Source organism: Arcobacter ellisii, from assembly GCF_003544915.1.
GTDB classification, from domain to species: Bacteria; Campylobacterota; Campylobacteria; order Campylobacterales; family Arcobacteraceae; genus Aliarcobacter; species Aliarcobacter ellisii.
The window spans coordinates 143,623-169,659 of record NZ_CP032097.1; the positions used below are offsets into that span (position 1 = coordinate 143,623).

The 26,037-nt window shown below is 26.8% G+C and carries 29 protein-coding genes; 10 read left to right on the forward strand and 19 right to left on the reverse strand.

The features are described 5' to 3' along the window. Positions 1 to 11 precede the first annotated feature (11 nt). Positions 12 to 989, forward strand: coding sequence for an SH3 domain-containing protein (locus AELL_RS00745; RefSeq protein WP_118916106.1), 978 nt, complete (start codon positions 12 to 14; stop codon positions 987 to 989). Positions 990 to 998: 9 nt separating this feature from the next. Then, on the forward strand, positions 999 to 2,075 hold the full coding sequence (locus AELL_RS00750) for a hypothetical protein (protein ID WP_118916107.1): 1,077 nt from the start codon (positions 999 to 1,001) through the stop codon (positions 2,073 to 2,075). Positions 2,076 to 2,099: 24 nt separating this feature from the next. Here the strand turns inward: AELL_RS00750 and purT are convergent, their stop codons facing one another. The 5 genes from purT to AELL_RS00775 are packed head-to-tail and all read right to left on the reverse strand — an operon-like array spanning position 2,100 to position 5,984. Further along, complete coding sequence (gene purT, locus AELL_RS00755) at positions 2,100 to 3,269, reverse strand: formate-dependent phosphoribosylglycinamide formyltransferase (RefSeq protein WP_118916108.1); 1,170 nt, start codon at positions 3,267 to 3,269, stop codon at positions 2,100 to 2,102. Between the two features lie 18 nt (positions 3,270 to 3,287). Further along, positions 3,288 to 4,046: a glucosaminidase domain-containing protein gene (locus tag AELL_RS00760; RefSeq protein WP_118916109.1), complete on the reverse strand. Its 759-nt coding sequence runs from the start codon at positions 4,044 to 4,046 to the stop codon at positions 3,288 to 3,290. Between the two features lie 10 nt (positions 4,047 to 4,056). Continuing rightward, positions 4,057 to 4,797, reverse strand: coding sequence for a diaminopimelate epimerase (dapF, locus tag AELL_RS00765; RefSeq protein WP_118916110.1), 741 nt, complete (start codon positions 4,795 to 4,797; stop codon positions 4,057 to 4,059). Continuing rightward, positions 4,794 to 5,384, reverse strand: coding sequence for a dephospho-CoA kinase (coaE, locus tag AELL_RS00770; RefSeq protein ID WP_118916111.1), 591 nt, complete (start codon positions 5,382 to 5,384; stop codon positions 4,794 to 4,796). Before coaE ends, dapF begins: the two co-directional genes overlap by 4 nt. Before the next feature lie 51 nt (positions 5,385 to 5,435). Next, positions 5,436 to 5,984, reverse strand: a complete 549-nt coding sequence (locus AELL_RS00775; protein WP_118916112.1) for a spermine/spermidine synthase domain-containing protein — start codon at positions 5,982 to 5,984, stop codon at positions 5,436 to 5,438. Between the two features lie 99 nt (positions 5,985 to 6,083). Between AELL_RS00775 and purM the strand changes: the two genes are divergently transcribed. Further along, entirely contained in the window at positions 6,084 to 7,079 is a 996-nt protein-coding gene (gene purM, locus AELL_RS00780; protein ID WP_118916113.1) for a phosphoribosylformylglycinamidine cyclo-ligase, read from the forward strand. A gap of 41 nt (positions 7,080 to 7,120) precedes the next feature. On the opposite strand, the gene AELL_RS00785 is transcribed toward purM, so the two are convergent. The 6 genes from AELL_RS00785 to AELL_RS00810 all read right to left on the reverse strand — a co-directional run bounded on the left by AELL_RS00785 (position 7,121) and on the right by AELL_RS00810 (position 11,472). Then, a complete protein-coding gene (locus AELL_RS00785; RefSeq protein WP_118916114.1) occupies positions 7,121 to 8,152 on the reverse strand; it encodes a glyceraldehyde 3-phosphate dehydrogenase NAD-binding domain-containing protein in 1,032 nt (343 codons plus the stop codon). A gap of 57 nt (positions 8,153 to 8,209) precedes the next feature. Continuing rightward, positions 8,210 to 8,908: a pirin family protein gene (locus AELL_RS00790; RefSeq protein ID WP_118916115.1), complete on the reverse strand. Its 699-nt coding sequence runs from the start codon at positions 8,906 to 8,908 to the stop codon at positions 8,210 to 8,212. Further along, on the reverse strand, positions 8,905 to 9,681 hold the full coding sequence (locus tag AELL_RS00795) for a DODA-type extradiol aromatic ring-opening family dioxygenase (protein ID WP_118916116.1): 777 nt from the start codon (positions 9,679 to 9,681) through the stop codon (positions 8,905 to 8,907). Before AELL_RS00795 ends, AELL_RS00790 begins: the two co-directional genes overlap by 4 nt. Positions 9,682 to 9,701: 20 nt before the next feature. Then, positions 9,702 to 10,268, reverse strand: a complete 567-nt coding sequence (locus AELL_RS00800) for a YceI family protein (protein ID WP_118916117.1) — start codon at positions 10,266 to 10,268, stop codon at positions 9,702 to 9,704. Between the two features lie 62 nt (positions 10,269 to 10,330). Continuing rightward, positions 10,331 to 10,783, reverse strand: a complete 453-nt coding sequence (locus AELL_RS00805) for a MarR family winged helix-turn-helix transcriptional regulator (RefSeq protein ID WP_118916118.1) — start codon at positions 10,781 to 10,783, stop codon at positions 10,331 to 10,333. Positions 10,784 to 10,848: 65 nt separating this feature from the next. Further along, positions 10,849 to 11,472, reverse strand: a complete 624-nt coding sequence (locus tag AELL_RS00810; protein ID WP_118916119.1) for a LysE family transporter — start codon at positions 11,470 to 11,472, stop codon at positions 10,849 to 10,851. Positions 11,473 to 11,592: 120 nt separating this feature from the next. Between AELL_RS00810 and AELL_RS00815 the strand changes: the two genes are divergently transcribed. Genes AELL_RS00815 through carA form a run of 5 tightly spaced genes read left to right on the forward strand, consistent with a single transcriptional unit; the run spans position 11,593 to position 16,479 of the window. Then, positions 11,593 to 12,699: a pyridoxal-phosphate-dependent aminotransferase family protein gene (locus AELL_RS00815; protein ID WP_118916120.1), complete on the forward strand. Its 1,107-nt coding sequence runs from the start codon at positions 11,593 to 11,595 to the stop codon at positions 12,697 to 12,699. A 5-nt stretch (positions 12,700 to 12,704) separates the two neighbouring features. Beyond that, a complete protein-coding gene (locus AELL_RS00820; RefSeq protein WP_118916121.1) occupies positions 12,705 to 13,550 on the forward strand; it encodes an ATP phosphoribosyltransferase regulatory subunit in 846 nt (281 codons plus the stop codon). A 2-nt stretch (positions 13,551 to 13,552) separates the two neighbouring features. Continuing rightward, positions 13,553 to 14,803, forward strand: coding sequence for an adenylosuccinate synthase (locus tag AELL_RS00825; protein ID WP_118916122.1), 1,251 nt, complete (start codon positions 13,553 to 13,555; stop codon positions 14,801 to 14,803). 5 nt (positions 14,804 to 14,808) lie between these two features. Next, positions 14,809 to 15,360 (forward strand): DUF507 family protein, encoded by a 552-nt coding sequence (locus AELL_RS00830; protein ID WP_118916123.1) that lies wholly within the window; start codon positions 14,809 to 14,811, stop codon positions 15,358 to 15,360. Next, the gene (carA, locus tag AELL_RS00835; RefSeq protein WP_118916124.1) at positions 15,361 to 16,479 is read left to right on the forward strand and encodes a glutamine-hydrolyzing carbamoyl-phosphate synthase small subunit; all 1,119 of its coding nucleotides are present in this window, start codon (positions 15,361 to 15,363) and stop codon (positions 16,477 to 16,479) included. It begins immediately after the preceding gene. Positions 16,480 to 16,541: 62 nt separating this feature from the next. Here carA and AELL_RS00840 read toward each other — a convergent pair whose 3' ends face one another. The 5 genes from AELL_RS00840 to AELL_RS00860 are packed head-to-tail and all read right to left on the reverse strand — an operon-like array spanning position 16,542 to position 21,923. After that, positions 16,542 to 17,018, reverse strand: a complete 477-nt coding sequence (locus AELL_RS00840) for a phosphatidylglycerophosphatase A family protein (protein WP_118916125.1) — start codon at positions 17,016 to 17,018, stop codon at positions 16,542 to 16,544. Positions 17,019 to 17,029: 11 nt separating this feature from the next. After that, the gene (locus AELL_RS00845; RefSeq protein ID WP_118916126.1) at positions 17,030 to 17,920 is read right to left on the reverse strand and encodes a response regulator; all 891 of its coding nucleotides are present in this window, start codon (positions 17,918 to 17,920) and stop codon (positions 17,030 to 17,032) included. After that, positions 17,917 to 19,041 (reverse strand): bifunctional 2-C-methyl-D-erythritol 4-phosphate cytidylyltransferase/2-C-methyl-D-erythritol 2,4-cyclodiphosphate synthase, encoded by a 1,125-nt coding sequence (locus AELL_RS00850; protein WP_118916127.1) that lies wholly within the window; start codon positions 19,039 to 19,041, stop codon positions 17,917 to 17,919. The genes AELL_RS00845 and AELL_RS00850 overlap by 4 nt, the downstream gene beginning before the upstream one ends. A 48-nt stretch (positions 19,042 to 19,089) precedes the next feature. Further along, on the reverse strand, positions 19,090 to 19,920 hold the full coding sequence (locus tag AELL_RS00855; protein ID WP_118916128.1) for an HDOD domain-containing protein: 831 nt from the start codon (positions 19,918 to 19,920) through the stop codon (positions 19,090 to 19,092). A 14-nt stretch (positions 19,921 to 19,934) separates the two neighbouring features. Further along, complete coding sequence (locus AELL_RS00860; RefSeq protein WP_118916129.1) at positions 19,935 to 21,923, reverse strand: hypothetical protein; 1,989 nt, start codon at positions 21,921 to 21,923, stop codon at positions 19,935 to 19,937. Between the two features lie 152 nt (positions 21,924 to 22,075). Here AELL_RS00860 and thiC point away from each other — a divergent pair, with 152 nt between their 5' ends. After that, entirely contained in the window at positions 22,076 to 23,428 is a 1,353-nt protein-coding gene (gene thiC / locus AELL_RS00865; RefSeq protein ID WP_118916130.1) for a phosphomethylpyrimidine synthase ThiC, read from the forward strand. A 66-nt stretch (positions 23,429 to 23,494) separates the two neighbouring features. Continuing rightward, positions 23,495 to 24,685 carry an Mrp/NBP35 family ATP-binding protein gene (locus tag AELL_RS00870; protein WP_118916131.1) on the forward strand — a complete coding sequence of 397 codons (1,191 nt, stop codon included), beginning with the start codon at positions 23,495 to 23,497 and terminating at the stop codon, positions 24,683 to 24,685. A gap of 30 nt (positions 24,686 to 24,715) precedes the next feature. Here AELL_RS00870 and AELL_RS00875 read toward each other — a convergent pair whose 3' ends face one another. The 3 genes from AELL_RS00875 to AELL_RS00885 form a co-directional block, all read right to left on the reverse strand. Further along, positions 24,716 to 24,973, reverse strand: coding sequence for a hypothetical protein (locus AELL_RS00875; RefSeq protein WP_118916132.1), 258 nt, complete (start codon positions 24,971 to 24,973; stop codon positions 24,716 to 24,718). 82 nt (positions 24,974 to 25,055) lie between these two features. Continuing rightward, the gene (gene hisIE, locus AELL_RS00880) at positions 25,056 to 25,739 is read right to left on the reverse strand and encodes a bifunctional phosphoribosyl-AMP cyclohydrolase/phosphoribosyl-ATP diphosphatase HisIE (RefSeq protein WP_118918590.1); all 684 of its coding nucleotides are present in this window, start codon (positions 25,737 to 25,739) and stop codon (positions 25,056 to 25,058) included. 13 nt (positions 25,740 to 25,752) lie between these two features. Next, on the reverse strand, positions 25,753 to 26,013 hold the full coding sequence (locus AELL_RS00885; RefSeq protein ID WP_118916133.1) for a hypothetical protein: 261 nt from the start codon (positions 26,011 to 26,013) through the stop codon (positions 25,753 to 25,755). Positions 26,014 to 26,037 lie beyond the last annotated feature (24 nt).

A 26,037-nucleotide genomic window follows, 5' to 3' on the forward strand; every position in this document is an offset into this window, starting at 1 on the left:
AAAGGGAAAATATGAAAAAAATAAGTTTGATTTTATTAGGATTTGTTACAGTGATAAATCTTTATGCAGAGGAACAAAATTTACAGAATATGGATAAATTAGATGCTTTAGATCAACAATCTAAAGAGTTTTTTAAAGCTATAACTGGACTTGAAAAAGATTATTTAGAAGAACAAGTTAATGCTATAAAAAATAAAAAAGTAGAACAAAATATAAATCCAAATATTCCAAATCAACCTCAAGTAATTATAAAAGAAGAACCAAAATTATCTCAAGAAGATTATGAAAAAAATGTATTTACACACCAAAATGAGATGGCTAGATTAACAACTGATTTTACTAGAACAAAAAAATTAAAAGATTTAAAAATCAAAAGTATGTACTCTTTTAATGGAAAAGATTATGTTGTTTTAGAATTGATTGATGAAACAGCTACAAGTAAACAAAATGGTTTGACAAAAACAGAGTTAAGTGCAAATATTGAAGGAAGATATGTTGAAGGTGATAGTATCTTAGGACATAAAATTATTGATATTAATACAAGAACAAAAAGTGTTGAATTATATAAAAAACTTGATGAAGAGTACGGATATACAATCTATTTAAGTAATTATGGAATCTCTGTTAGCGACTTAAAGAAAATAGAAGTAAATGAAGAAACTAAGAAAGATGAAAAAGAAAATAAGAGTGTAAAAAAAGTTTTTGAACAAGTTAAAACTGAACAAAAAACTACAAATAATAAAGATAAGTCTTGTTACATTGTAAATAAACAAAATCTAAATGTAAGAAATAATACAAGTTCTGATGCAAAAATTTTAAGAATTTTAAAACTTGATGATAAATTTACAATAAAAGAAAAAAATAATGATTGGCTTCAAATAGATACAATTTATAAAAAAGTTTCAGGTGATGTAATGGATGTATCAAATCAAAATAATTGGGTTCAATTAGCAGAGGAAAATGTAAGTTTAAGTGATAATTGTAAATAGGAAATTAAATTGGAAAATCAAAAAGATTATAAATCAGAAATTTTTGCAAATATAGAAAAAATTTCAAATGAAGTTCTTATATTAAAAAGTAAATACAATAAATTTTTTAATATAGAAGAGATTTTTTCTAGTGAAAATGGTGGAAAAACAAGATTAAATAGACAAATATTTAATGAAAACCATGAAAATATCCAATCATCAATTTTAGAGATTAGTTTATCTTTAGATGAAATTACAGGTTTAATTAAAGAGCAAATGAGAGTTGTTTTAAATAATAACAATCAATTTGAAAAAGCCGAATTAAATACACTAATTTTTGATGATAAAAATTTCTTAGAGATATTATCTTTGGATTTAGATACACATGGCATAAAAGGTGAAGCAAAAAAAAGATGTCTAAATGAGATAAAAGAGTTAATTAATCTAAAAAATAAAGTTTTCAATTTACGATATTTTATAGATATGTTTGATACTACAATTTTCGATAAATATATAAATAGATTGGGTGTTGAAGATTTGATTAATAGTACAATAATCTTTGAAATAATAGATTCCTATGCTTTACAATTTGAAGAAGTAAAAAAGTTTGCAGAACAATTAACAACATTAGGTACAGAGAGTCAAAAAATTACAAACTTAAATAGTATTAATTCTTTACTTGAATTACATAAAAGAAGAGTTGATAACTATATGTATGCTGGTATAAAGTATAAAATATTTATTGAATATAATTGTGAAGTAAGTATCAATAAACCTGTATATCTAAATATGGCTTATATTGAAAATATTTTATCAGCAATAATAGAACAATCATCAATGGATGTTGTTAAAAAAGAGTTAAAAAAAGGAAAAATACAAAAACAAATAGATGTGAATATCTCTTTAAATAAAAATTTATTTCAAATGGTTGTAAAAAATAATGGATTTGAAGTTAGAAATATTTATAATTTATTTTTATCAGATATTGATAATAAAAATATATTAGAAGCAAAAAATTTAGCAAATTCTTTAAATGCAAAATTTGATATTACAAGTATTGATAATGAAGGTATGCAATATTCACTTGTTCTTAAATCTAAAGATTAAGAAAAAACTAAAGGGTTTTAACCTTTAGTTATCTTTGAAATTTCCAATAATCTCTTTTGCTTTTTGTAAAGCTTTGTCACTACTATCTTTATCAAATGTAAGTGCAACAGCCATTCTTCTTCCAACATGGCTTTGTGGTTTTCCAAATACTCTAATAATTGAATCTTTTGTAAATGAAGAATCAAAAATATCAATTTGAGGATTAAAGCTATCACCACTTGCTTTATATGCAGCACTTGCTCCACAACCATAATTTATAAAATCAACTGGTAAACCTAAAACAGCTCTTACATGAAGTGCAAACTCACTAGCACTTTGAGTAATCATAGTAACCATTCCAGTATCATGTGGTCTTGGACTTACTTCTGAAAAATAAACATCATCACCTTTTACAAATAGTTCAACTCCAAAAATCCCACGTCCTCCAAGTCCATCTGTAATTGTTTTTGCAATTTCTTGTGATTTTTTAACAGCAATTTCACTCATATTCATTGGTTGCCATGAGAAGATATAGTCACCATCTTTTTGAATATGTCCAATTGGTTCACAAAATACTGTAGCTTTTCCATTTCTAACAGTTAACATAGTGATTTCATAATCAAAAGTGATAAATTCTTCAACGATTAATTCACTAGCATCTCCTCTAGCTTCTTTTGCCATTTCCCAAGATTTTTCTAAATCAGCTTCACTTCTAGCAACACTTTGCCCATGTCCAGAAGAACTCATAACAGGTTTAATAACACAAGGAAATCCAATAACACTTGCTGCTTCTTTTAAAGCTTCAAATGTTGTAACAAATTTATATTTACTTGTTGGAAGTTTTAGTTGTTCTGCTGCGAATTCTCTGATATTTTTTCTATTCATTGTTTTATTAACAGCATCAGCATTAGGAATTACATGAAATCCCTCTTTTTCAGCATCAAATAAAGCTTGAATATTGATAGCTTCAACCTCTGGTAAGATATAAGTTGGTTTTTCTCTTCTTATAATATCAAGCAGTTGATTTTTGTCTTTCATATTGATTGTATATGATTTATTTGCCACAAGTTGAGCTGGAGCATTATTGTAACTATCAACAGCAATAGTTTCAATTCCTAATCTTTGAGCTTCAATTATTACTTCTTTTCCAAGTTCTCCACTTCCAAGAAGCATAATTTTAATAGAGTCAGATTTTAAAGGTGCTGGGAATTTCATTTTTGTCCTTAATTTAGATTATGATTGATAAAATTTTTTATCAAAGTTTTGTAAATTGTTAACAAGGATTATATCCTTTAATATTTTTAAATAATCTTGTGCAATAGCAGAATAGTTTAACATTGTTTGAGAAAGAACTAAACCTTCTGGTGATTGTTTATCTTTTCTTTGTTCAAATCTTTTTTCTTGAAAAGCTCTATATGCGAGATTTCTATTAAGATTTAACATATAAGCACTTACAGATTCTTGTAAACTTTGGAAAACTCTTACAAAATGAGAAGCTCCTAATTTTCTTTGTTTAGGAATCATTCCAAATCTTGGGTCATAAGTCCAATGTCCAAAGATATTATTTGCTTCTTTTATAAATCTACTTTTCCCCCAACCACTCTCTAATGCAGCTTGTGCAAGTGCAAGTGAAGGAGGAATAACATCAACTTTTTTTAGATACTCTTGTAGCGTAAAAATATTTTTTATTTTATATTTTTGTTTAATTTCAAGAAGTTTTGAAAATGTTGAAGAATCAAAATCTATACGTAAGATATTTGATGTTAAAACATTTTTTACAAACTCTCTATCTTGTAAAATAGCTTCATTTTCTTCTTTGATTAATTGATATAAATGTTCAAAGAAATACTCTTTTGCTTTATTGACATCGTCAATTTCGTAATACTCTTTTGGTAAACCTTTTGCTAAACAATGACTTTGCATAGAACCAACTAAACAAAGTGTTAGTAAAAGTTTTTTTGAGTTATTGATTAAAAATTTTAATAAATACATAGGCCTCTTGTTAAATATTTGTTGTGAAAACTTTTTTTACAGCACCTTTAAAATAAATAATGCCATCTTTAATTGAAAGAGTTAATTGTTCATTGCTTTTTGGATAAACAAAAGCAGTATCGTTTACTAATTTAAGATTAATTGCTCTTAAAAAACATGCAGCCATTCCTGTTCCACATGCTAAAGTCTCTCCTTCAACACCACGTTCATAAGTTCTAACTTTTATAATTCCATTTTCAATTTTTGCGAAATTTACATTTGCGTTGTGTTTATATCTCATTTTTGCACATAAATTGTGTTCATACAAATCTAAATCATCAACAATAGTTACTAAATGAGGAACACCAGTATCAACTAAATACCAAATAAAACCTTCTTCCATAAATTCTTCATTGATAACTTTTGGAGCAGTTAGTTGTGTTTCAACTATATCATTTTCAATAGTTGATTTTATTAATCCAGCACCTGTTAAAAATTTCGTTTCATTTGAACTAATTAATCCATTTGTAAAAGCATAATGGGCACAAGCTCTTGTCGCATTTCCACACATAGCGGCATGACTTCCATCACTATTATAAAATAGCCATTTGAAGTCTGCTTCATTTGTTGGAACTAAAACTACAAAACCATCAGCACCAATTCCTTCAGTTCGATTACATAATTTAATCGCATCAGTTGAATAATCTTTTTCAACAAATGAGTGACAAATGATAAAATCATTTCCACTCGCACTATATTTTGTATATGTCATATAATTTCTCCGATGATTCGTTCTACTTCATCTTGTAAATGTTTTAAATCTTTTGAATTATCAATTACCATATCAGCAAGTTTCTTTTTTTCTTCAATATCCATTTGATTAGAAATTTTTAATTTTGCTTCATTTTCATTTATGTTATCTCTTTTCATAAGTCTTTGAATTTGTAACTCTTTTGGAGTATAAATAACTAAAGATTTAGAAATTGGATAATGCATTTTTTCAAAAAATAGTGGAATATCTACAAAATATGGTTTATTTTGCTCTTCAAAAATTTTTGATTCTTTAATTATCTCTTCTTTGATTAAAGGATGAAGTAGAGCTTCTAGTTTTAGTTTATTTTCTTCATTAGAAAAAATGATTTTTCCTAACTCTTTTCTTAAAACTTTTCCATTTTCTACATACTGTTTTCCAAACATCTCAATAATCTTATCAGAGTTCTCATCTAATAGTTTATGAGCTATTTTATCGGCATCAATAGTTAAAAAACCATGAAGTTTAAATAGGTTACAAACAGTACTTTTTCCAGTTGAAATTCCGCCTGTTAAAGCGATAGCGTTTTTAAATAAATCATTACTCATAGTATAGATTATACTATAAATATGATTTATTTTTATTAAATAGGAGTATTTTTATCTTTTAGCGATACCAGTTAAAGCTCTAAACTCAGCAGCTGGGAATACAAATGAAGCATTGTGTATTTCTGCTGAATAGTAATCTAAATCATCAAGTAAATCTGCTCTTTGAAGATTCAAATCAGCAGTTGGATGATATCTTTTTGAAGCAATAATTGAAGTATTGTGACCAAATCTAAATGGCATAGCAATCCAGAATTTTGAACCAACTAATTTTAAATCTGTAAATAGTTGCTCTTCATCTTTTGAAAATGCTTTTGTTGCAAAACAGATTAAACCATCATCTTTTAAAATTCTTTCAATATTTGCTAATAACAATTCATCTATTTTAACATCAGTTAAAATTATTACATCAACGTTTTTTTCATTTTGTGATGTTAAAAAAGATGTGTCTCCAAATTCAATTTTTGAAGTTTTATTATGTTTAGAAGCTTCTGATTTTAAATCTTCATCAACAGTTCCAATAATCAGAACATTTGAGGCTTCTTTATGAGTACATAATGGTACATGTACCATCATTTCATTAAATGCGTAATTATCTTTCATTATATATAGTCCTTAATATTTATAAACATTTTGCTATAATACCAAAAAATTTTTAAAGTATTCGTAGATTAGAAAATTGAATATAAAAAAAGGTGAATAATGGCAACAGTTAGTTACAAAGATGCAGGTGTTGATATTGATGCGGGAAATCAATTTGTAGAAAATATTAAACCATACGTTAAATCAACAGTAATTCCAGGAGTTTTAGGTGGAATTGGTTCTTTTGCAGGAGCATTTGAGTTACCAAGTGGATATAAAAAACCTGTATTACTTTCAGGAACTGATGGTGTTGGTACAAAATTAAAATTAGCAATTGATTCTAAAAAATTTGATACAGTTGGTATTGACTTAGTTGCAATGTGTACAAATGATTTATTATGTAATTTTGGAGAACCATTATTTTTCCTAGATTATTATGCAACGGCAAAACTTGAAGTTGAAGAAGCAACACAAGTTGTAAAAGGAATTGCTGAGGGTTGTATTAGAAGTGAGTGTGCATTAGTTGGTGGTGAGACTGCTGAAATGCCAGGAATGTATAAAGAAGGTGATTTTGATTTAGCTGGTTTTTGTGTTGGAATTGCTGAAAAAGATGAATTAAATAGAATTGATAAAATTGCAGTTGGAGATATTTTAATTGCACTTCCTAGTTCTGGAGTTCACTCAAATGGTTTCTCACTAGTTAGAAAACTTTTACTTGAAAAATTAGGAATGAGTTTAGAAGATGATTTCCAAGGAAAACCTTTAAAAGATGTTTTATTAGAACCAACAAGAATTTATGTAAAAGAGTTCAAAGCTAACAAAGATAAAATCAATGCTTTAGCACATATCACTGGTGGTGGAATTACTGAAAACTTACCAAGAGTTTTACCTGATAATTTTAAAGCAGTTGTTGATAGAAGTAAAATCAAAGTTTTACCAATCTTTGAATTTATGGGTAAACATGTAGAACTTGAAGAGATGTATAGAACATTTAACATGGGTGTTGGAATGGTTTTAGTTGTAAATCCTTCAAATGTTGATGCAATTTTAGCAAACACTGATGGATATGTTATTGGACATATTGCAGAAGGTGCAAAAGGTGTAGAATTTATCTAATATTTTAGATAAATTCCATTTTTTATAAAGGCAAGTATTTTTTACTTGCCTTTTTTTATTTCTTCGTAATATTTTAAAATCTCAACAACTTTTGAAGCATAACCCCATTCATTGTCATACCAAAGAAGAAGTTTAATCATATTGTTTTTTACTTCTAAATATCTAAAATCAACGATTGTTGTAAATCTCTCTTTTTTAAAATCACTTGAAACTAAAGGTTCAATATTATTTAAAACTATTGGAAATTTTTGTGTTTTTTCATACTCTTTAAATAGTTCAATTATTTCATTTTTTGTTGAACTTTGTTTTGTAAAAAGTGTTACATTTATAGCTCCCACTGTATCTGTTGGAACTCTAAGAGAGTTTGAACTAATCAACTCTTTATTAAATTTTTCCAAAACATAAGAACAAGCAGTTATTGTTGTTGTTTTATTAGGAATTATATTTTGTGTAGAAGATCTTCCAAATTCAAAATTACACTCAACATCTCTTGTTGCACTTCCAACAAAACTTCCATCAAGAACTCTTTGATGATTTAATAAAGGATGAATAGTAACTATATCTCCACAAAGAATCTCTTTATTGTCATTGATTAGTTTCAAAGCTGGAAGTAGGGCAGTTGCATTACATGAACTTGTTGATATGATTTTATGAATAGATGGATTTAATTTTTCTTCATTTGCTCCTAAAATCACATTTATATCAGCATTTTTATTTGGATGAGTTAAAAAAATGGCACTAACTGGAAGTTGTTTTAAAAGATTTATATCCTCTTTTTTTCCACTTGAATCAATAATAATATCAATATTTGTTAAATCAATTTTATCCAAAGAGTTAAAGTGAGTGATTTTTATTTTTGATTTAGAGTTTTGGATATAATTATTTTCAACAATTTTAAATTTATCATCAAGTTTTCCATAAGTTGAATCATAGTTTATTGAATAAACTATATTTTCAATATATGGATTTATATCATTTATAATAACAATTTCAAAATCTTTATTTTCTAAAAGCTGTTTTAAAACAGCTTTCCCTATTCTTCCTGCACCATTTAGAAGGAGTTTTGTACTCATAAGCTAACCTATTCAAATTTTTGTAACTGGAAGTATAGTTTAATTTTATTTATATACTTATTTCTTTTGCATCTCTATAAATAAAATGTGACTTTTAGTAATTGGTTTAATTGTTAAAATATCTTCATCAACAATTTCCATTGCATCACCATTTTCTAAAAGTGTTCCATTTATATTTGAACTTCCTTCAATTTGTACAAAATAAACTTGTCTATCTTTTTGAATTTTAAAATCTAACTCTTTATCTAATTCACTTACAAATATATTTATATCTTGATAGATTTTTATTTTACTATCTCCATTTTGTGAAGAAACAATATTTAAAAGTCTATTTTGTCTCTCTTCTTCTTTATATTGATGTGAACCATAAAGTCTTGGAAGTCCAGTAAATGGCGGAATAATCCAAATTTGTAAAAGTCTTAAATCCTCACTTTTATGAAGATTATGTTCACTATGATATATTCCATCTCCAGCGCTAAGATATTGAACTTCACCTCTTTTTAAAGTCTCACTATTTCCCATAGAATCTTTGTGAGTTATTTCACCATTTACAACATAAGAGATTATTTCCATATTTGAGTGTGGATGAGTGTCAAATCCTGACATAGGATGAACAATATCATCATTTAAAACTCTTAAAACTCCAAAATTTATATTATTTGGATTTCTATATTCTGCAAAACTAAAATGAAAACGACTCTCTAACCAACCAAGGTTTGATGTTCCCATATTTTCTTTTGGTAATTTTTTTATCATAATTTATCCTTTTCATCAAAAGTGAAACTCTCCATTGAAATGTTTGAGTATTGCATTTCACTATTTACTGATTTACCTTTTTTATTTGTTGCACTTCCAAAAGCTATAAATAGAGGTAAAAAGTGTTCAACTGAGGGATGGTTTTTGTAAAAATTTATATCTGATTTAATATTTAATAAACTATTTCCATCACCATTTTCTACAATATTTTTAATCTTTTCATTAAATTCTTGGGCATAAGTTTTTGGGGTAGAGCTATAACTCATATCTCCTAGATTGTGGGTAACTCCACCACTACAAATAATCATAGCTTCATCTTTAAAAATTTTTAATTTTTCACCTAAATTTATTAAGTCAAATGGTGAATAAGAACTAGGAATACTTAATTGAAGAATTGGGATATTTAGTTTTTCATATAATAAAGCCAAAACATTCCACACTCCATGGTCATAACTTTTTCTTTCCTCATCAATTGAAATATTTATATTCTCTTTTTTTAATTTATCGATGAGGTTAAAAGTTAAATCTTTGTCACTATTTATTTCATAAATAACTTTATATAACTCATCTTCAAAACCATAAAAGTCATACATAATTTTATTTGCTTCAGGACTAATAATTTTTAAATCATTTGTTACATAATGCGCTGAAATCATTATTATATATTTTGGAATAGATAAACTTTTTCCAAGTTTTTGGAAATTTCTTTTTGATTTTGAATCACTTAAAATTATATTTGGTGCGCCATGTGAAATAAATAGTGTTGGATACATAGTTTTAAAACTTTAGCTAATTATTTAGCTAAAATTCCCTCAAGTTGAATATCAAGTTTTACTATCTCATCAACAGCAACACCACCTGCTTCTAATACTGTATTATATTTTAAACCATAATCTATTCTATTGATTTTTCCACTTAAAGCTAAACCAACTCTTGTATTTCCCCAAGGATCTTTTACTGTTCCATTATTTTCTAAATCTAAAACAACATCTTTTGTTACCCCTCTTAGAGTTAATTTACCATAAGCTTTATCATCTTCAACTTTTGATAAAACAAATTTAATGTTATTAAACTCTTTTGCTGCAAAAAAATCTGATTCTTTTAAGTGAGCATCTCTTTTTGCATTTTCAGTATTGATTGAATTTACATCAATTTCACCAACAAGTGATTTTAATGTTTTTGTTTTTTCATCATATTCAAACGAACCATTAAACGTATCAAATTTTCCAACAACATTTGAAATCATCATGTGTTTTACTTTAAATCCAACATTTGAATGACTCGCATCAACATTATAAGTTCCTGCAAAAAGTGCAGTTGAAGCGATAACTGAAGCTAATCCTAATTTTAAAAATTTCATTTTTTATTCCTTATTTTATCTATAATATATTACTAATTAGTACTTTTAAAGCAAAAAAATTTTTAGTTTGCTTTGTAAACCTTATTCAATAAATCATATAAAGTATCTAATTCTTCATCACTTAAAACTTCCATAGCTTTATGTAGGTTTTTTGCATGAGTTGGAAAAACTTGTTCAATAATATCTTTACCTTTTTGTGTAATTGATAAAATTGATGCTCTACTATCATTTGGGTCTTTAATTGAAGTAATCCATTCATCTCTTTTTAAATTTTTTACAACAACAGTGATATTTCCTGGTGTGCTCATTGTTAATTTTGTAATTGAACCAATGTTTAAATCACCTAAATGATATAAGACTTCTAATACTTTAAATTGATTAAACGTTAGATTATGTTTTGATAAATAATTTATTGTTAAATTTGTGATTTTAAGATTTGCTTTTTCTAATCTAACAACAGTTTTCATAGATTTGTCAGTTCTTGAACCATATGATTTTAACGATTTATTTTTCATAACATTCTCCTTAAGTGAAATTATAATACTAATTAGTAATAAATGTCAAGAGTAAAATTAAAAAATTAAGATTTTTTTGCTGTTGACATTAAAAATGCCGCAAAAATAAGGAAAGCTCCAGTAATTCTATTTTGGATTTTTAAAGCTTTTGTATCTTTTAATAGAAATTTTAATCTTGATGCCATTGAAGAATATCCAATCATAACAAAAATATCAACTAAAGATAAGGTAATACTTATGATAAAAAATTGTAATAAAATTGATTCATTTGGATTTAAAAACTGTGGAATAAATGCAACTAAAAAAACAGTGGCTTTAATATTTGTAAGATTTATTAAAGTTGCACTTATTAATGCTTTTTTTGGATTGTAAGAATTTATTCTTTCTTCTTCATTTGTAATTTCTACTTTTTTAAAAAAAGCACTAATTCCTAAATATAAAAGATAACAAACACCAATCCATTTTATAATATTAAATAAAAAAATTGATTTAGCAATTAATGAACCAAGTCCAATAATAACGACTAACATTTGAATAATATATCCAAATTGTAAACCAAGTATTGCCCAAAGTGATTTTTTTAAACCGTAATTAATTCCATAATTCATAGAAAGTACTGCTCCAGCACCAGGAGAAACAGAAATTGCAATAGCAGCTAAAAATAGAGTTAGCCAAATTTCAAAACTCATAAAATAAATCCTATTTTTTTGAAATTATACAACATCAAACTTACTTAACCGATTAATAAACTATATTTAGATAAAATGCTTCGTTTTGCTATAAAAGAATGAAAATATAAGGATAATGAAATGCTATTAACACCAGGTCCAACTCCTGTACCAGAATTTGTTAGAAAAGCAATGTCAGATGTTACTATACATCATAGAACTGAAGAGTTTGAAGCAATTTTTAAAAATACTAGAGAATTATTATTAGAATTATATGGAATGCCTGAAGTTGTAATGTTAGCTTCAAGTGGAACAGGTGCAATGGAGGCTTGTGTTACAAATTTAACGCATAAAAAAGCACTTACTGTTAATTCTGGAAAATTTGGTGAGAGATTTGGAAAAATTTGTGCTGCATTTGGTATTGAATACACTGAAATTAAAAATGAATGGAATACCCCTGTATCAGTAGATGCTGTTGTTGAAGCTGTAAAAGCTGATTCTTCAATTGATGCAATTTTTATTCAAATTTGTGAAAGTGCTGGAGGTTTAAGACACCCAGTTGAGCAAATTGCAGCTGAAGTTAAAAAAATCAATAAAGATATTATGATTATTGCTGATGGAATTACAGCAATTGGTGTAGAAAAAATTGATACTACAAATCTTGATGCTGTTGTAACAGGAAGTCAAAAAGCTTTAATGTTACCTCCAGGTCTTGCAATGATTGGTTTATCAAATGAAGCTGTTGCAAAAATTGATTCTAAACCAAGAGGTTACTATTTTAATTTATCAATTGAAATCAAAAAACAAAGAACAAATACAACTGCTTGGACAGCTGCAACTACTTTAATCATTGGATTAGGTGCAATTTTAGAAAAATTAAAAGAAGATGGGTTTGAAAATTTATATGCTAAAACAGCTTTAAGAGCAAATGCTACAAGAGAAGCGTTAAAAGCTATTGGTTTTGAAATTTATCCAAAAACTCCAGCAGATGCAATGACAACAGCTTATACTGAGCAATCAAGTGCAATTAGAAAAATATTAAAAAATAAATATAATGTAAATATTGCAGGTGGTCAAGATCATTTAGCTGGTAAAATCTTTAGAATTAATCACATGGGATTAGTAGAAGATTATGAAGCTTCATGGGCTGTAAATGCAGTTGAATTAGCACTTGATGATTTAGGTATTAGAACATTTGATGGAACAGCAAATAAAGTTTTTGCATCAAATATGTTTAAAGGAAATTAATAAGAATGATTTTTGAACACGAAATTCCAAAAGGTAGCCGATTATACTTTGGAAAAACTGCAAAAAGAAAAAGAGTATTAGAAAATAAAGTTTGTGATATTTTAGATGTAATGGGTTTTGAAGAGATTTTAACACCAAATTTCTCATATTCTCAACATCAAGCAATTGCAAATGAAAGAAAACTAATTAAATTTTCTGATGAGCAAAATGAACAAGTATCTTTAAGAGCAGATTCAACTTTAGATGTTGTAAGAATAATTACAAAAAGATTAGGAAGAACTACAACACATAAAAAATGGTTTTATGTTCAACCAATCTTTACATATCCATCAAAAGAAGAGTACCAAATTGGATGTGAGTGGATAGATCATGATAATATTGCTGATATTATGAATTTAACAGCAACAATTTTGAAGTCATTACAAATAGAACCAATTTTACAAATATCAAATATTAATATCCCGAAATTAGTTTCAAGTGAATTAAATATTGATATAGAATTATTAAAAAATGGTGAAATAGCAGCACTGTTTAAATTAAATTGTGATTGGTTAAATAAACTTATAAAAGTAAAAGATATTTCAAGTTTAGAAAAAGTTATTGATATAGTACCAAGTAGTATTAAAAAAGAGTTAGAAAAACTACTTCAAAAAGCAAAAGAAGTTGATTATTCTAATATAATCATTGCACCACTTTATTATGGAACATTAAGATATTATGATAGTATTTATTATAGAGTGATACATGAAAATTTAACATTATGCAAAGGTGGAATGTACTCAAGTGAAGGAATGAGTTCATTAGGTTTTGCACTATATACAGATAATTTATTAAAAATTTTAGAGGATTAAGAATGAGCGCAGACGTAATAGTTGGTATCCAATGGGGAGATGAGGGAAAAGGTAAAATAGTTGATATGTTAGCACAAAAGTATGACATGGTTTGCAGAAGCCAAGGTGGTCACAATGCTGGTCATACAATTTGGGTTGATGGTATTAAATATGCTTTACATTTAATTCCTTCAGGAGTATTAAATCCAAATGCAATAAACGTAATTGGAAATGGTGTTGTTTTATCACCTGAAAATATAATCAAAGAGATGAGTCAATTTAAAGATTTAGAAGGAAGATTATTTATCTCTGATAAAGCACACTTAAATTTACCATATCATGCACAAATTGATCAAGCAAAAGAGAGATTAAGAGGTGCAAAAGCTATTGGAACAACTGGAAAAGGAATTGGGCCTGCTTATTCTGATAAAATTAATAGAGTAGGGCATAGAGTTGGAGAACTTCTAAATCCTGCAAAATTAACTAATTCTATTTTAGAATATTTTGAACAAAATAGAGCAATTTTTGATGTATTAGAAATTGCAACACCAAATGAAAAAGAGTTATTAGAAGAGTTAACTTCATACAAAGAACAACTAGCACCATTTATTACAAACACAACAAATATGGTTTGGAAAGCACTTGATGAAGGTAAAAAAATATTACTTGAAGGTGCACAAGGAACTATGCTTGATATTGACCATGGAACATATCCTTATGTTACATCTTCAAATACAGTAAGTTCTGGATCTTGTTCTGGACTTGGAGTAAATCCAAAAGATGTTGGAATTGTTACAGGAATTGTAAAAGCTTATTGTACAAGAGTTGGAAATGGACCTTTCCCAAGTGAAGACTTTGGAGATGAAGGTGAAACTATGGCTCAAGTTGGAAAAGAGTTTGGAACAACAACAGGAAGAAAAAGAAGATGTGGTTGGTTTGATGCTGTTGCAGTTAAATATGCAGCAAGATTAAATGGTTGTGATCAATTAGCTTTAATGAAACTTGATGTTTTAGATGGATTCAAAAAAATAAAAATTTGTGTTGGATATGAACTAAATGGTGAGAAAATAGATTATGTTCCAACATGTTTAGATGATGTAAAAGCTATATATGAAGAGATTGATGGATGGGAAAGTGTAGTTGGAATCAGAGATTATGATTCACTTCCTGTAAATGCAAAGAAATATATAGAAAAAATCGAAGAGGTTACTTCTGTAAGAGTTGGAATTGTTTCAACTTCTCCAGAAAGAGTTGACACAATCATAAGGGGGTAGAAAATATGAGGTTAAAATTACATCATACGCCATATGTCTCAAGAAGAATAACTAGAGATTTAGCTAATTGTGAATTTGTAGAAATAAGAAAAGATAAAAATAGTATTGAAGCAGAAGTAGAAAGAATACTTGATGCTGATATTGAAAAAGAGTTTGCATTAGATGAAAAAGTTCAAGAAATTTTAGAAGCACAAGAAGAAGAGATAGAGTACTTAAATGCTGATAGAAGACAACTTTTCTGGATGACAAAAAAGAGATTGGCAAATGATTATGGAGTTATTTTAAATAATGAAGATAGATTTTCAGACATTGCTCATAAAATCTTAGATTATTTATGGGAAGAAGATTTTATTCATTATACATGTTCAGATAATCAAGTGAAAAATGTGATTTTTAGCTCTTTAGATGATTTTATAAAAGGTTTTGAAAAGGCTGATAGTGAAGTATTAGCAAAACTTAAAAATTATAAAAGAAAGTTGATACCTGGTACTGAGGATTATGATTTAGTTTATCATAGACTTTATGAAGAAGAATTAATAAAAAGAGGATTAATATAAATGCAAAAAGTATGGATATATTTAGAGAATGGGACTTTTTTAGAGGCAAAATCTTTTGGTGCAACAGGAACAGCTGTTGGAGAAATTGTTTTTAATACTTCATTAACTGGTTATCAAGAAATTATTTCTGATCCATCTTATGCAGGACAATTTATTACTTTTACAATGCCTGAAATTGGAAATGTTGGAGTAAATGCAGATGATATGGAGAGTAAAACTTGCCACTGTAAAGGTGTATTAGTTAGAAATTATCATGCTGAATATTCAAATTATAGAGCACAAAATGATTTAGATTCACTTTTAAAAGAGCATGGTGTTTTAGGAATTTGTGAAATAGATACAAGATATTTAACAAAAATGATTAGAGATGAAGGTGCTATGATGATGATAGCTTCAACTGAAATCTCTAACAAAGATGAATTAGCAAAACAATTAGCATCAAGTCCTAGAATTGAAGATATTAACTATATTGAAATAGTTTCAACAAAAGAGTCTTATGTTCATAAATCAGGAGCTTGGAATCACTCTATTAAAGCTTATAATAAAGCAGTTATGAGTGATAAAAAAGTTGTTGTTATTGACTTTGGGGTTAAAAGAAATATTTTAAATGAGTTAGTAAATGTTGGTTTAGAAGTTGAAGTAGTTCCTTCAACATTTAAAGGTGAAGATTTAATAGCTAGATTTGAAGCTAAAGAGATTGGTGGAGTATTTTTATCAAATGGTCCAGGTGATCCATTAACTTTAGTAAATGAGAAAAAAGAAGTTCAAAAACTAATCGAGGCAAATATTCCAATGTTTGCTATTTGTTTAGGTCATCAAATGCTTTCTATTGCTCATGGATATGATACTTACAAATTAAAATTTGGTCAACATGGTGGTAACCATCCAGTTGCTAATAATGGAGTTGTAGAAATTACTGCTCAAAATCATAACTATAATGTTCCTGATAATATAGTTGAGATTGCAGATATTACACATATCAATTTATTTGATAATACAATTGAAGGTGTTAAATATAAAAATAAAGAGATTTTCTCAGTTCAACATCACCCAGAAGCAAGTCCTGGACCACATGAGTCTAAATATATCTTCAAACAATTTGCAGATATTGTAAAATAATTTCATAAAAAAAGGGGGAAGTTGATTTAACTTCCCCCTTTTTTATTTTGATAAATTAGATTTTATAAAACAAATTTTTCAATTAGTTGATAAAGTCCAGCAGTTGCAATTCCAGCAGCAATTCCGGCAACAATATCATCACCCATAACACCTAATCCACCTTTTACATCTCTATCGATTTTTCCAATAATTGAAGGTTTCCAAATATCAAAAAGTCTAAAAAATATAAAAGCCAAAGGTGCCATATAAATTAAGTTTTCACTATTTATTCCACAAATAGATAAAGCAATCCACATTCCAGCTAACTCATCAATAACAATTTCACTATTATCATGAATCCCTGACTCTTTTTCATAAGCATCAATTTGTTTAATTGCAATTACTGTAACAAGTAAAGATAATAAAAATAGAGTTGAAGGATGTAAAATCTCTAATAGAAAAAGTCCTAAAATCAAAGATACAAATGAACCTACAGTTCCAGGAGCTTTTGGACTTAATCCAGTAAATCCAACTGTTAAAAAAAATCTTCTAAAGTTCATAAAATATCCTTTTATTTTTTCTTTTCAATATCAAGTTTTTTTCTTTTTTCCCAAAGAGATTTTCTTGAAATTCCAAGTTTTTTAGAAAGTTCAGTATCAGGATATTTTCCTTGATATGAGATAACCATCATTTTAACATAATCATTTATTGTCATAATATTTGAATTTCCTAATAAAACTTTTTCATTGTTAAACTCAATTCTTCTATAAGGGAAATCCTCTTCTTGCTCTAGTGTAGAAATTACACAATTTTTCTCTTCAATAAGTTTTACTAATTGTTCTTTTACATTTTTCTTTAAAGTATGATAATCAGTTAAATAAATAATAGTTTTACCTTGAACAGAATTTATTTGTTTTTGCCACGAAGATGAAGTTAATGAAATAAAACAAATAGGTAAATCCATTTTTCTTGCTAATTCAAAAACAAGTTTATCTGCACATTTTTGAGAGTTGCTTTCTATTAAAGTTGGGAATGATGGTGGAAGTAGAATTTCACTTGTATCAATATCCGACATAGTAAAGTTAAAATAATCTCTTAAAGTTTGTAACTCCCTTCTAATACTTCTACACTCTTTATAGTGATAAATCTTTCTTACAAGTTCATCCATTATAAATGGTTTCATAATATAATCTTTTGCACCATCTTTAATAGGATTTGTTACTGTTTCATCTGAAATATAAGAAACTAAAAGAAGAATAATAGAAGTTTCACTATATCGTTTGATGATATTTTTACATAAACTAGAAGGAAGGGAAGTTGAAAGCAAGATAGTATCGTAATCTTTTGTTAGATTATCAATATTTGGTGATTCGATATAATCACAACTATGTCCATCATCAAGTAATCTTGAAACAACTTTTTGTGCTAGATAGATTTCATTTTCGATAATTAATATATTCATTTTTGTTTCCAATTATAATATTTCAATGTAGCAATACTTTGTACAGCAACTCCTTCAGCTCTACCAATAAATCCAAGCTTTTCCGCAGTTGTAGCTTTGATATTAATAAACTGTTTTTCAAGTCCTAAAAGTTTTGCCATTGAATTTTTTATATCATTTTTAAAGGGATTGATTTTTGGTTTTTGAGCAATAATAGTTAAATCAATATTTACTATTTCATAACCAACATTATTAACAAAAGTTACAATCTCCTCTAATAAAATTTTTGAATCAATTCCTTTATACTTCTCATCAGTATCAGGGAAAAATTCACCAATATCTCCAGCTCCACATGCTCCTAATAATGCATCAATAACTGAATGAATTAAAACATCACCATCACTATGTGCTTTGAAACCATAATCATAAGGAAGTTTTATTCCTCCAAGATACATCTCTTTATTTTCTTCAAATGCATGAATATCAAAACCTGTACCTGTAAAGAAATTATTTGATGGTTCTTTTAGACATGGTAAATCATCTAATTCATTACCTAAAGTTAATTTCTTACTATCAATACTACCTTGAACATATTTTATTGTTCCATTTATATTTTTAATAGCAGAACTTTCATCGGTAAATTCAATTTTTGTATTTAATGCAGTTTTTAATATTTGAGTATTTGAAAGTTGAGGAGTTTGGATTAGTTTTACATTGTCTCTATTGATTGTTTGATTTTCATATATAACAGTGTCTGTAACATTTAAAATGGGTACGATACAATCAGCATTTTGTTTTTCTGTTAAAAGAGATTCAATTACACTTCTGGGGATACATGCCCTTGCAACATCACTTATCATCACATATTTTGTTTTTACAAATTCTAAGCAATTTAAAATTGATTGTTGTCTTGTATCTCCACCTTTGACAAAAATAAAGTCATCGGTAAAATTTTTCATGTAATTTAATTCTTTTTCACTTGAGGCAACAATTACTTTATCAAATGATGAAAAAGTTTTAAGTCTTTTTGTAACATTTAGCCATAAAGGTTCATCTTTGATTCTTAACCACTGTTTTTTTGTTTTGTGTTCAAATCTTGAAGAATTACCAGCACAAAGAACTATCAATGTAACATCAAACAATAAAGACTCCTTTGAGTAAAAAAGTTACAAATTATAGTATATTGTTACTTAGCTTTTGTTAAGACTATTCTTAATTACTTCTTTTATTACATTAATTGAGTTTATAAAATGTTCAACATCAAAATTATATTCAACAACTTTTTCTAGTGCTTTTTCAATATTTCTTTCACTTAATGGATATCTAATATCACATAAAATTTTTACAATTTGTAAAATTTGAGCTTTTTGTTTAAATGATTCTGGACAATTTTCTATATCTTCTGCAAATGCAATAGGGAAAATTATATTATGGCTTAAATTCCAATGTTTAAAAATATTTGCAGTAATTCTTGCACATGTAAATCCAGTAAATTTCTCTTCACATAAACTTGTATTTTTTGTCTCTTCTAACTCTTTTAAAAATTCTTCAGTCTTTTTTTCTTCTTGTATTACTTGAGAAATTACAAATTTACCAACTTCTTGTAAAAAAGCTGGAAGTAAAAGTTCATTTTTTAAATCAAAATTTATATTAGCAACCCAAGTATTGACAATATTACTTGCAAGAGAACTTGTCAAAATAAAATCATCAGTGGTTACAGCATAAGCTAATAAATTTGATTTTACAGCTTGTGAAATTGAAGAACCAATTGCAACAGAAATAGCAAATTTTATTCCTAAAAGGTTAATTGCTCTACTTAAAGTATCAACTTTACTTCTAAATCCAAACATACTAGAGTTTGCAATTTTTAATATATTAGCAACGATCAAAGGGTCTTTTTTTAAGATTTCAACTAATTTTTCACTATCTGTACTATCTTGTTTTCTAAAGTTATCAAGTTCAATTATATTTGCTGGTAAAGGAGGTAAAGATGTTATCTCTTTTAATATTTTCTTTTTCATATATATCCTATATTTTAAAAAGTTAAATCGTCATCATCTAAAAGAAAAGAAGTTAAATCTTTTTGATTAAAATGTTTAAAAATTTTACTTATTTCATCTTTTATAAATTTTTTATTATGCTCTAAAATTTTATAGAAACTATTTTCATGTATTTTAGGAAATAAAAAACAAATCAAATATTTATGGTCAATTTTTATAATATATTTTTCAAATTCAAAATCAAAGAAATCATTATGATTTGATTGAGAAATATGAATTTTACATAGATTATAAAAAACTTTTGTTGATAAAAATTGAGTTAAAATATTTATAGTTTCTTCTATATTCAAACTATTATTTTTTACTTTTTTATCTAAAAATTCTAGTTCTTGATATAATTCAAAATCTTTTATAATAAAAAAATCATTTAAAAAACTTGTTCTTACATACTCTTTTGTAAAGTTAAAATTTTCCAATAATTTATTATTTATTTTTTGATAATTGCTTTCTAAAATATCAAAATTATTTAATAAAATAAATAAGGCATATAAATCTTTTGCTTTGTTGATTTTTTTTTGATGAGTTGAAAAAATCAATGATATATTTATAAAAATCTTTGAACAAATAGATACAAGATGGAAGTCAAAAGTATTCTGAAGAACATACGTTGAAATTTTCTCTAAAATAGTATTTAATTCATCATCAAATTTTGAATTTTTAAATTTATTGATAAAAAGATCAAAAATTGCTAATTTGAAAAATTCATGATAATCATTTTTTACAACTTTTGAATTTGTCAAGATTTGTGTAATATGACTATATTTAAAATCTTCAATATCAGATGCAAAAAAGAGTATTCTATAAATCGTTTCTAAATTTTTATTATCAAAATCTTTATCTGAAAGGATAAAATCTTCAATAACAAAATGATAATTTAATTTCTTCTCAAAATTTAGATTTGAATTATAATTGTAAAGTAAAGAACTAAGAAGAATTTTTTCTAATTCATTGATACTTTTAGGAATTACAATTTCATCTTCAAGTGAAAATTTTTTGAAATAAATTTTCAAAATTTTTTGAAAATAAGGATTATCTATAAAACGTGGAGAGTTCGGAATATCTCTTAATTTCTTAAGTAATTTTAATAAAAGAATAGAAGAGTAATTTTTAAATATTAGAAATTCGGAATTTTCCAAAATATCATCTTCAAAACCAAAATTATTGTTTTTTGAAAGTGTAAATCCATCTTCTTGTTTTTCTAAACATAAAAGATATCGTTCAAAACTTCTATCAAGGTCATCAACATCAATTAAAATCTCATCTAAATGAGAAAAATAGTACAAATATTTTCCTTGAAGATTATTTATTTTAGATAAATTGTCATTGCTTAAAGGAATTGTAAATTTAACAATATTTATTGTTTCTGTCATTAGTTCTATAATTTGATTAATATTTCTCTTTTTGATTAAATCAATAGAATTTATAGTACAAAGTTGAATCAAAGTTTTTAATAAAATAATATATAAATCAAAAGTGAGTAAAAACAGCTCTTTTTTGTCAAAAAAGATTTTTTGTAAATAATTTTCATAAAATCTAAAAACTTTTTCAATGGCCGTTAAATCATATTCATAGTATGAATTTAATATATATTCTTTTGAACCAATAGTCGAAATATAGGCTAAAACGTTTATATCTTTTATAAAATGAATATTGTCATCTTTTATCAAATTAATCAATTTTTTTTCTAAAAATTGATTAATTTGTTCTTTAAAAAAAATATTATTTAAAAAAAGATTTTCTATATCAGAAGGTAGATTTTCTCTTTTTTTATGTAACTCTAAAACATAATTGATTATATATAAATAATTTTTTTCTGTGGAACTTATTAATTGATTTTCATTTTTTAAAATATTGTATTTATAGGCGATAGACATAATCTCATCAATGAATTTTTGTTGTAAAAATTCATTTTTTGTGTATAAAGAGAAGTTTGGAGAATTATTTATTTGTTCATCATTTGACATTACATAACCTCCAATGAAAAATTTATTATTTATTATATAGAAAAGAAACTTATATGAATAATAATTTGAAAATATCCTAACTCATTAAGCTTATATAAATATATTTGGCTATAATCTACTTACAATTTAATAAAATATTATAGGATTTTAAAATGAGAACTTGGTTAGACAATCATAAAAACGACAAAATTAGAACTCAAATGTATTATGCAAAACAAGGAATTATTACACCAGATATGGAGTATGTAGCAAAAGTAGAAAAGCTAGACCCAGAACTTGTAAGAAGTGAAATTGCAAGAGGGAGATTAATAATTCCAGCAAATGTAAATCATAAACATTTAGTTCCAATGTCAATTGGAATTGCATCTTCATGCAAAATAAATGCAAATATCGGTTCTTCTGCTCTTGCTTCTGATGTTTCAAAAGAGATTGAAAAAGTTGATGTTTGTTTAAAATATGGTGCTGATACTATCATGGATTTAAGTACAGGCGGTGACTTAGATATGATTAGACGTGCAGTAATTGAACATTCAACTGTTCCAATTGGTACAGTTCCAATTTATCAAATTTTACATGACGTAAAAGATAAAATTGAAGATTTAACAATTGAAAGAATGCTTGAAGTAATTGAAAGACAAGCTCAACAAGGGGTTTCTTACTTTACAATTCACGCAGGATTCTTACTTGAGTTTATGCCACATGTTGCAAAAAGAAAAATGGGTATCGTTTCAAGAGGTGGTTCTTTAATGGCTGCTTGGATGATGCATTATCATAAAGAAAATCCATTCTATGAAGCATTTGATGAGATTTTAGATATTTGTGCAAAATATGATGTTTCTTTATCTTTAGGAGATTCATTAAGACCTGGATGTTTAGCTGATGCATCTGATGAAGCACAATTAAGAGAGTTAAAAGTTCTTGGTGAATTAACATTAAGAGCTTGGGAGAAAAATGTTCAAGTTATGATTGAAGGTCCTGGTCACGTTCCTTTAAATCAAATTGAAAGAAATATGAAACTTGAAAAAGAGTATTGTCATGAAGCACCGTTCTATATCTTAGGACCATTAACTACTGATATCGCTGCTGGTTATGACCATATTTCATCTGCAATTGGTGCAGCTGTTGGTGGATGGCATGGAGCTTCTATGTTATGTTATGTAACTCCAAAAGAGCACTTAGGTTTACCAAATGCTGAAGATGTTAGAAATGGAATTATTGCATATAAAATTGCTGCTCATAGTGCTGATATTGCAAGAGGTAGAAAAGGTGCAAGAGATATTGATGATGAAATGAGTGATGCTAGATATGCATTTAACTGGAATAAACAATTTGAACTTTGTTTAGACCCAGATAGAGCTAGAGAATATCATGATGAAACTTTACCTCAAGATGTATTTAAAGAAGCAGAATTCTGCTCAATGTGTGGACCAAAATTCTGCTCTTATAAAATTACTCAAAAGATAGTAAAAGAACATGGTCAAGCAATGATAGATATTGCAGGATAATTAAGATAAAAATTATCCTATTTAAAATATAATGTCAAGACTTTTAAATATTATAAGGAATGTTATATGGCTAATGTAGAAACTATTAAAAAAGAATTAGAAAATATTAAATATCCAGGCTTTGCAAAGTCTATTGTAGAGTTTGGATTTGTAAAAGATATACAAGTAGATGGAACGAACTGTTCTATCTATCTTGATATTACTTCAACAGCTCCTGAAGTAGAAGCTCAGTTAAGAAAAGAGATTACAGCTCAGTTGGCTTCAATTGGAATAAATGCAACTCTTAATTTTAATAAACCAAAAGAACAAGTACAACAAAGTAATAGTGTAAGTGGTAAAAATATAGCTCCACAAATTAAAAAAGTTGTAATGGTAAGTTCAGGAAAAGGTGGAGTTGGTAAATCAACTACAACTGTTAATTTAGCAGTTGCATCTGCAATGCAAGGTAAAAGAGTTGGTATTTTAGATGCTGATATTTATGGACCAAATATTCCAAGAATGATGGGATTAAATGGTAAAGAGGTGGAAATTGTTGGAGATAAAGCAAAACCATTAAATGCATATGGAGTCGATGTAATGTCAATGGGTATGCTTATGGAAGAAGGGCAAGCTCTTATTTGGAGAGGTGCTATGATTATGAAAGCTATCCAACAACTTTTAAGAGATATCTTATGGGAAGAGTTAGATATTTTATTTATTGATATGCCTCCAGGAACTGGTGATGCTCAATTAACTTTAGCACAAAGTGTACCTGTAAGTGCTGGTATTAATGTTACAACTCCTCAACATGTTGCTCTTGATGATTCAAGAAGATCTTTAGATATGTTTAAAAAACTTCATATCCCAGTTGCTGGAATTGTTGAAAATATGAGTGGATTTATCTGTCCTTCATGTAAAACTGAATCTGATATTTTTGGAATGGGAACTTGTGAAGAGTTAGCAAAACAATATAATACACAAGTATTAGGAAATCTTCCTATTGAACCTGCTATTAGAGAAGGTGGAGATAGTGGAAAACCTGTAGTTTATTTTAATCCAGAGTCAATTTCTGCAAAAAGATATATGATAGCTGCTGATAAATTAATACAATTTTTAGCAAGTATTGATGATAACATTGATAATTCTGCAATTCAACCAATTATGCCAGCAGGTGTAAGTGCTTGTTCAACTGAAGGTCAAAAAATAAAAGCTGAACATGAAGCAGCTCAAAAAGCTAAAAGTAGTGGAAGTTGTGGAACTGGATGTGGTTGTCACTAATTAAATAAAAAAAGAGTATTTACTCTTTTTTTATCCACATTTATAATATTCTTCAAATAATTCTTCAACTTTTTCTGTTACAAGTTTTTCATGCCAATTATGTCTTTTTGCAAATACTTTAATTTCAGATTCCCTTTGTTCTTCTGAACAGAAAAAATATAATTTCTTAACAAATGGTTTAGGTACAGATATTACAATCTTTTGAAAAAAGCTCTCTTTACATTCGGCTGAACAAAAAACCTTTGAAATAGGTATTTTTTTAGAGCAGTATTGACAATTATTTGTCATAATAACTCCTTTTTTATTTTAATTTTTAATTATAACAAGTGAGAATTAAATGCAACTTACTTGCATTTATATTAATAAAAAATCAAGAATCTTTTCTTGAATTTTTTTCTTCAATTCCTGAAATTCCAAATCTTCTAGCTAACTCTTGTTTAACTCTATCAGGACTGATATTTTTACTTGCAAGGGCAACTAATACATGATAAGTTATATCTGCTGCTTCATAAATTATCTCATCAGTATTATCATCTTTAATTGCAAAGGTAAATTCACCAGACTCTTCTACGATTTTTTTCAACATAGAATTTTGTTTACCTTGTAAAAGTTTTGCTGTATATGATTTTGTCGGGTCATCATTTTTTCTTTCACAAATTGTATGATATAAAGTATCAATTATGCCATAAGCAGCTGTTGTATTAATTTCAACATCACTTATAGTTTCATTTGTATTAAGATTTGTGAAAAAACAAGATTTTCTTCCTGTATGACAAGCAACACCCTTTTGATTAACTTTTAAAAGTAAAGTATCATTATCACAATCTACTAAAATTTCAACAATTTCTTGTAGGTGATTTGAACTTTCACCTTTTTTCCAAATTCTTTGTTTGCTTCTACTAAAATAGTGAGCATAATTTGTTTTAATTGTTAATTCTAAAGCTTCTTGATTCATATAAGCAAGCATTAAAACTTCATTTGTTTTGCTATCTTGTGTAATTACAGGAATTAGATTATCCATCTTTTCCCAGTCAATTTTATCTAGTTGTTTCATTATATATTTACCTTTAGAATTTTGTACCAACATCTATTTTTATTCCATCGATGGTCATTAATTCTTTATTTATATCAATATTTATTCCAAAATCATAATTAGATTTTATTTCAAAATCTTTATTCTCTTTATATTTGTTTATTTCTTCATATTTTAGATTTTCATTGTATTTAATTTCTGGTTTAATTTTTAGAACTGATTCAATATTTTCTGCATATAAAAAATCAACAAATATAAAAAAGATAGTTGAAATTATTATAAATTTTTTTTTCATTGTTTTAAGAAGCAGATTTTTCTG

Excerpts from the sequence above, each read along its gene's own strand:
- AELL_RS00855 (WP_118916128.1), bottom strand. The coding sequence starts at position 19,920 with ATGAAAAAGAAAATATTAAAAGAGATAACATCTTTACCTCCTTTACCA.
- AELL_RS00845 (WP_118916126.1), bottom strand. The coding sequence starts at position 17,920 with ATGAATATATTAATTATCGAAAATGAAATCTATCTAGCACAAAAAGTT.
- AELL_RS00860 (WP_118916129.1), bottom strand. The coding sequence starts at position 21,923 with ATGTCAAATGATGAACAAATAAATAATTCTCCAAACTTCTCTTTATAC.
- AELL_RS00825 (WP_118916122.1), top strand. The coding sequence starts at position 13,553 with ATGAGCGCAGACGTAATAGTTGGTATCCAATGGGGAGATGAGGGAAAA.
- AELL_RS00815 (WP_118916120.1), top strand. The coding sequence starts at position 11,593 with ATGCTATTAACACCAGGTCCAACTCCTGTACCAGAATTTGTTAGAAAA.
- carA (WP_118916124.1), top strand. The coding sequence starts at position 15,361 with ATGCAAAAAGTATGGATATATTTAGAGAATGGGACTTTTTTAGAGGCA.
- AELL_RS00870 (WP_118916131.1), top strand. The coding sequence starts at position 23,495 with ATGGCTAATGTAGAAACTATTAAAAAAGAATTAGAAAATATTAAATAT.
- AELL_RS00805 (WP_118916118.1), bottom strand. The coding sequence starts at position 10,783 with ATGAAAAATAAATCGTTAAAATCATATGGTTCAAGAACTGACAAATCT.
- AELL_RS00810 (WP_118916119.1), bottom strand. The coding sequence starts at position 11,472 with ATGAGTTTTGAAATTTGGCTAACTCTATTTTTAGCTGCTATTGCAATT.
- AELL_RS00885 (WP_118916133.1), bottom strand. The coding sequence starts at position 26,013 with ATGAAAAAAAAATTTATAATAATTTCAACTATCTTTTTTATATTTGTT.
- coaE (WP_118916111.1), bottom strand. The coding sequence starts at position 5,384 with ATGAGTAATGATTTATTTAAAAACGCTATCGCTTTAACAGGCGGAATT.
- AELL_RS00775 (WP_118916112.1), bottom strand. The coding sequence starts at position 5,984 with ATGAAAGATAATTACGCATTTAATGAAATGATGGTACATGTACCATTA.
- purM (WP_118916113.1), top strand. The coding sequence starts at position 6,084 with ATGGCAACAGTTAGTTACAAAGATGCAGGTGTTGATATTGATGCGGGA.
- AELL_RS00800 (WP_118916117.1), bottom strand. The coding sequence starts at position 10,268 with ATGAAATTTTTAAAATTAGGATTAGCTTCAGTTATCGCTTCAACTGCA.
- AELL_RS00795 (WP_118916116.1), bottom strand. The coding sequence starts at position 9,681 with ATGTATCCAACACTATTTATTTCACATGGCGCACCAAATATAATTTTA.
- AELL_RS00790 (WP_118916115.1), bottom strand. The coding sequence starts at position 8,908 with ATGATAAAAAAATTACCAAAAGAAAATATGGGAACATCAAACCTTGGT.
- purT (WP_118916108.1), bottom strand. The coding sequence starts at position 3,269 with ATGAAATTCCCAGCACCTTTAAAATCTGACTCTATTAAAATTATGCTT.
- dapF (WP_118916110.1), bottom strand. The coding sequence starts at position 4,797 with ATGACATATACAAAATATAGTGCGAGTGGAAATGATTTTATCATTTGT.
- thiC (WP_118916130.1), top strand. The coding sequence starts at position 22,076 with ATGAGAACTTGGTTAGACAATCATAAAAACGACAAAATTAGAACTCAA.
- AELL_RS00760 (WP_118916109.1), bottom strand. The coding sequence starts at position 4,046 with ATGTATTTATTAAAATTTTTAATCAATAACTCAAAAAAACTTTTACTA.
- AELL_RS00820 (WP_118916121.1), top strand. The coding sequence starts at position 12,705 with ATGATTTTTGAACACGAAATTCCAAAAGGTAGCCGATTATACTTTGGA.
- AELL_RS00785 (WP_118916114.1), bottom strand. The coding sequence starts at position 8,152 with ATGAGTACAAAACTCCTTCTAAATGGTGCAGGAAGAATAGGGAAAGCT.
- AELL_RS00830 (WP_118916123.1), top strand. The coding sequence starts at position 14,809 with ATGAGGTTAAAATTACATCATACGCCATATGTCTCAAGAAGAATAACT.
- hisIE (WP_118918590.1), bottom strand. The coding sequence starts at position 25,739 with ATGAAACAACTAGATAAAATTGACTGGGAAAAGATGGATAATCTAATT.
- AELL_RS00840 (WP_118916125.1), bottom strand. The coding sequence starts at position 17,018 with ATGAACTTTAGAAGATTTTTTTTAACAGTTGGATTTACTGGATTAAGT.
- AELL_RS00875 (WP_118916132.1), bottom strand. The coding sequence starts at position 24,973 with ATGACAAATAATTGTCAATACTGCTCTAAAAAAATACCTATTTCAAAG.
- AELL_RS00745 (WP_118916106.1), top strand. The coding sequence starts at position 12 with ATGAAAAAAATAAGTTTGATTTTATTAGGATTTGTTACAGTGATAAAT.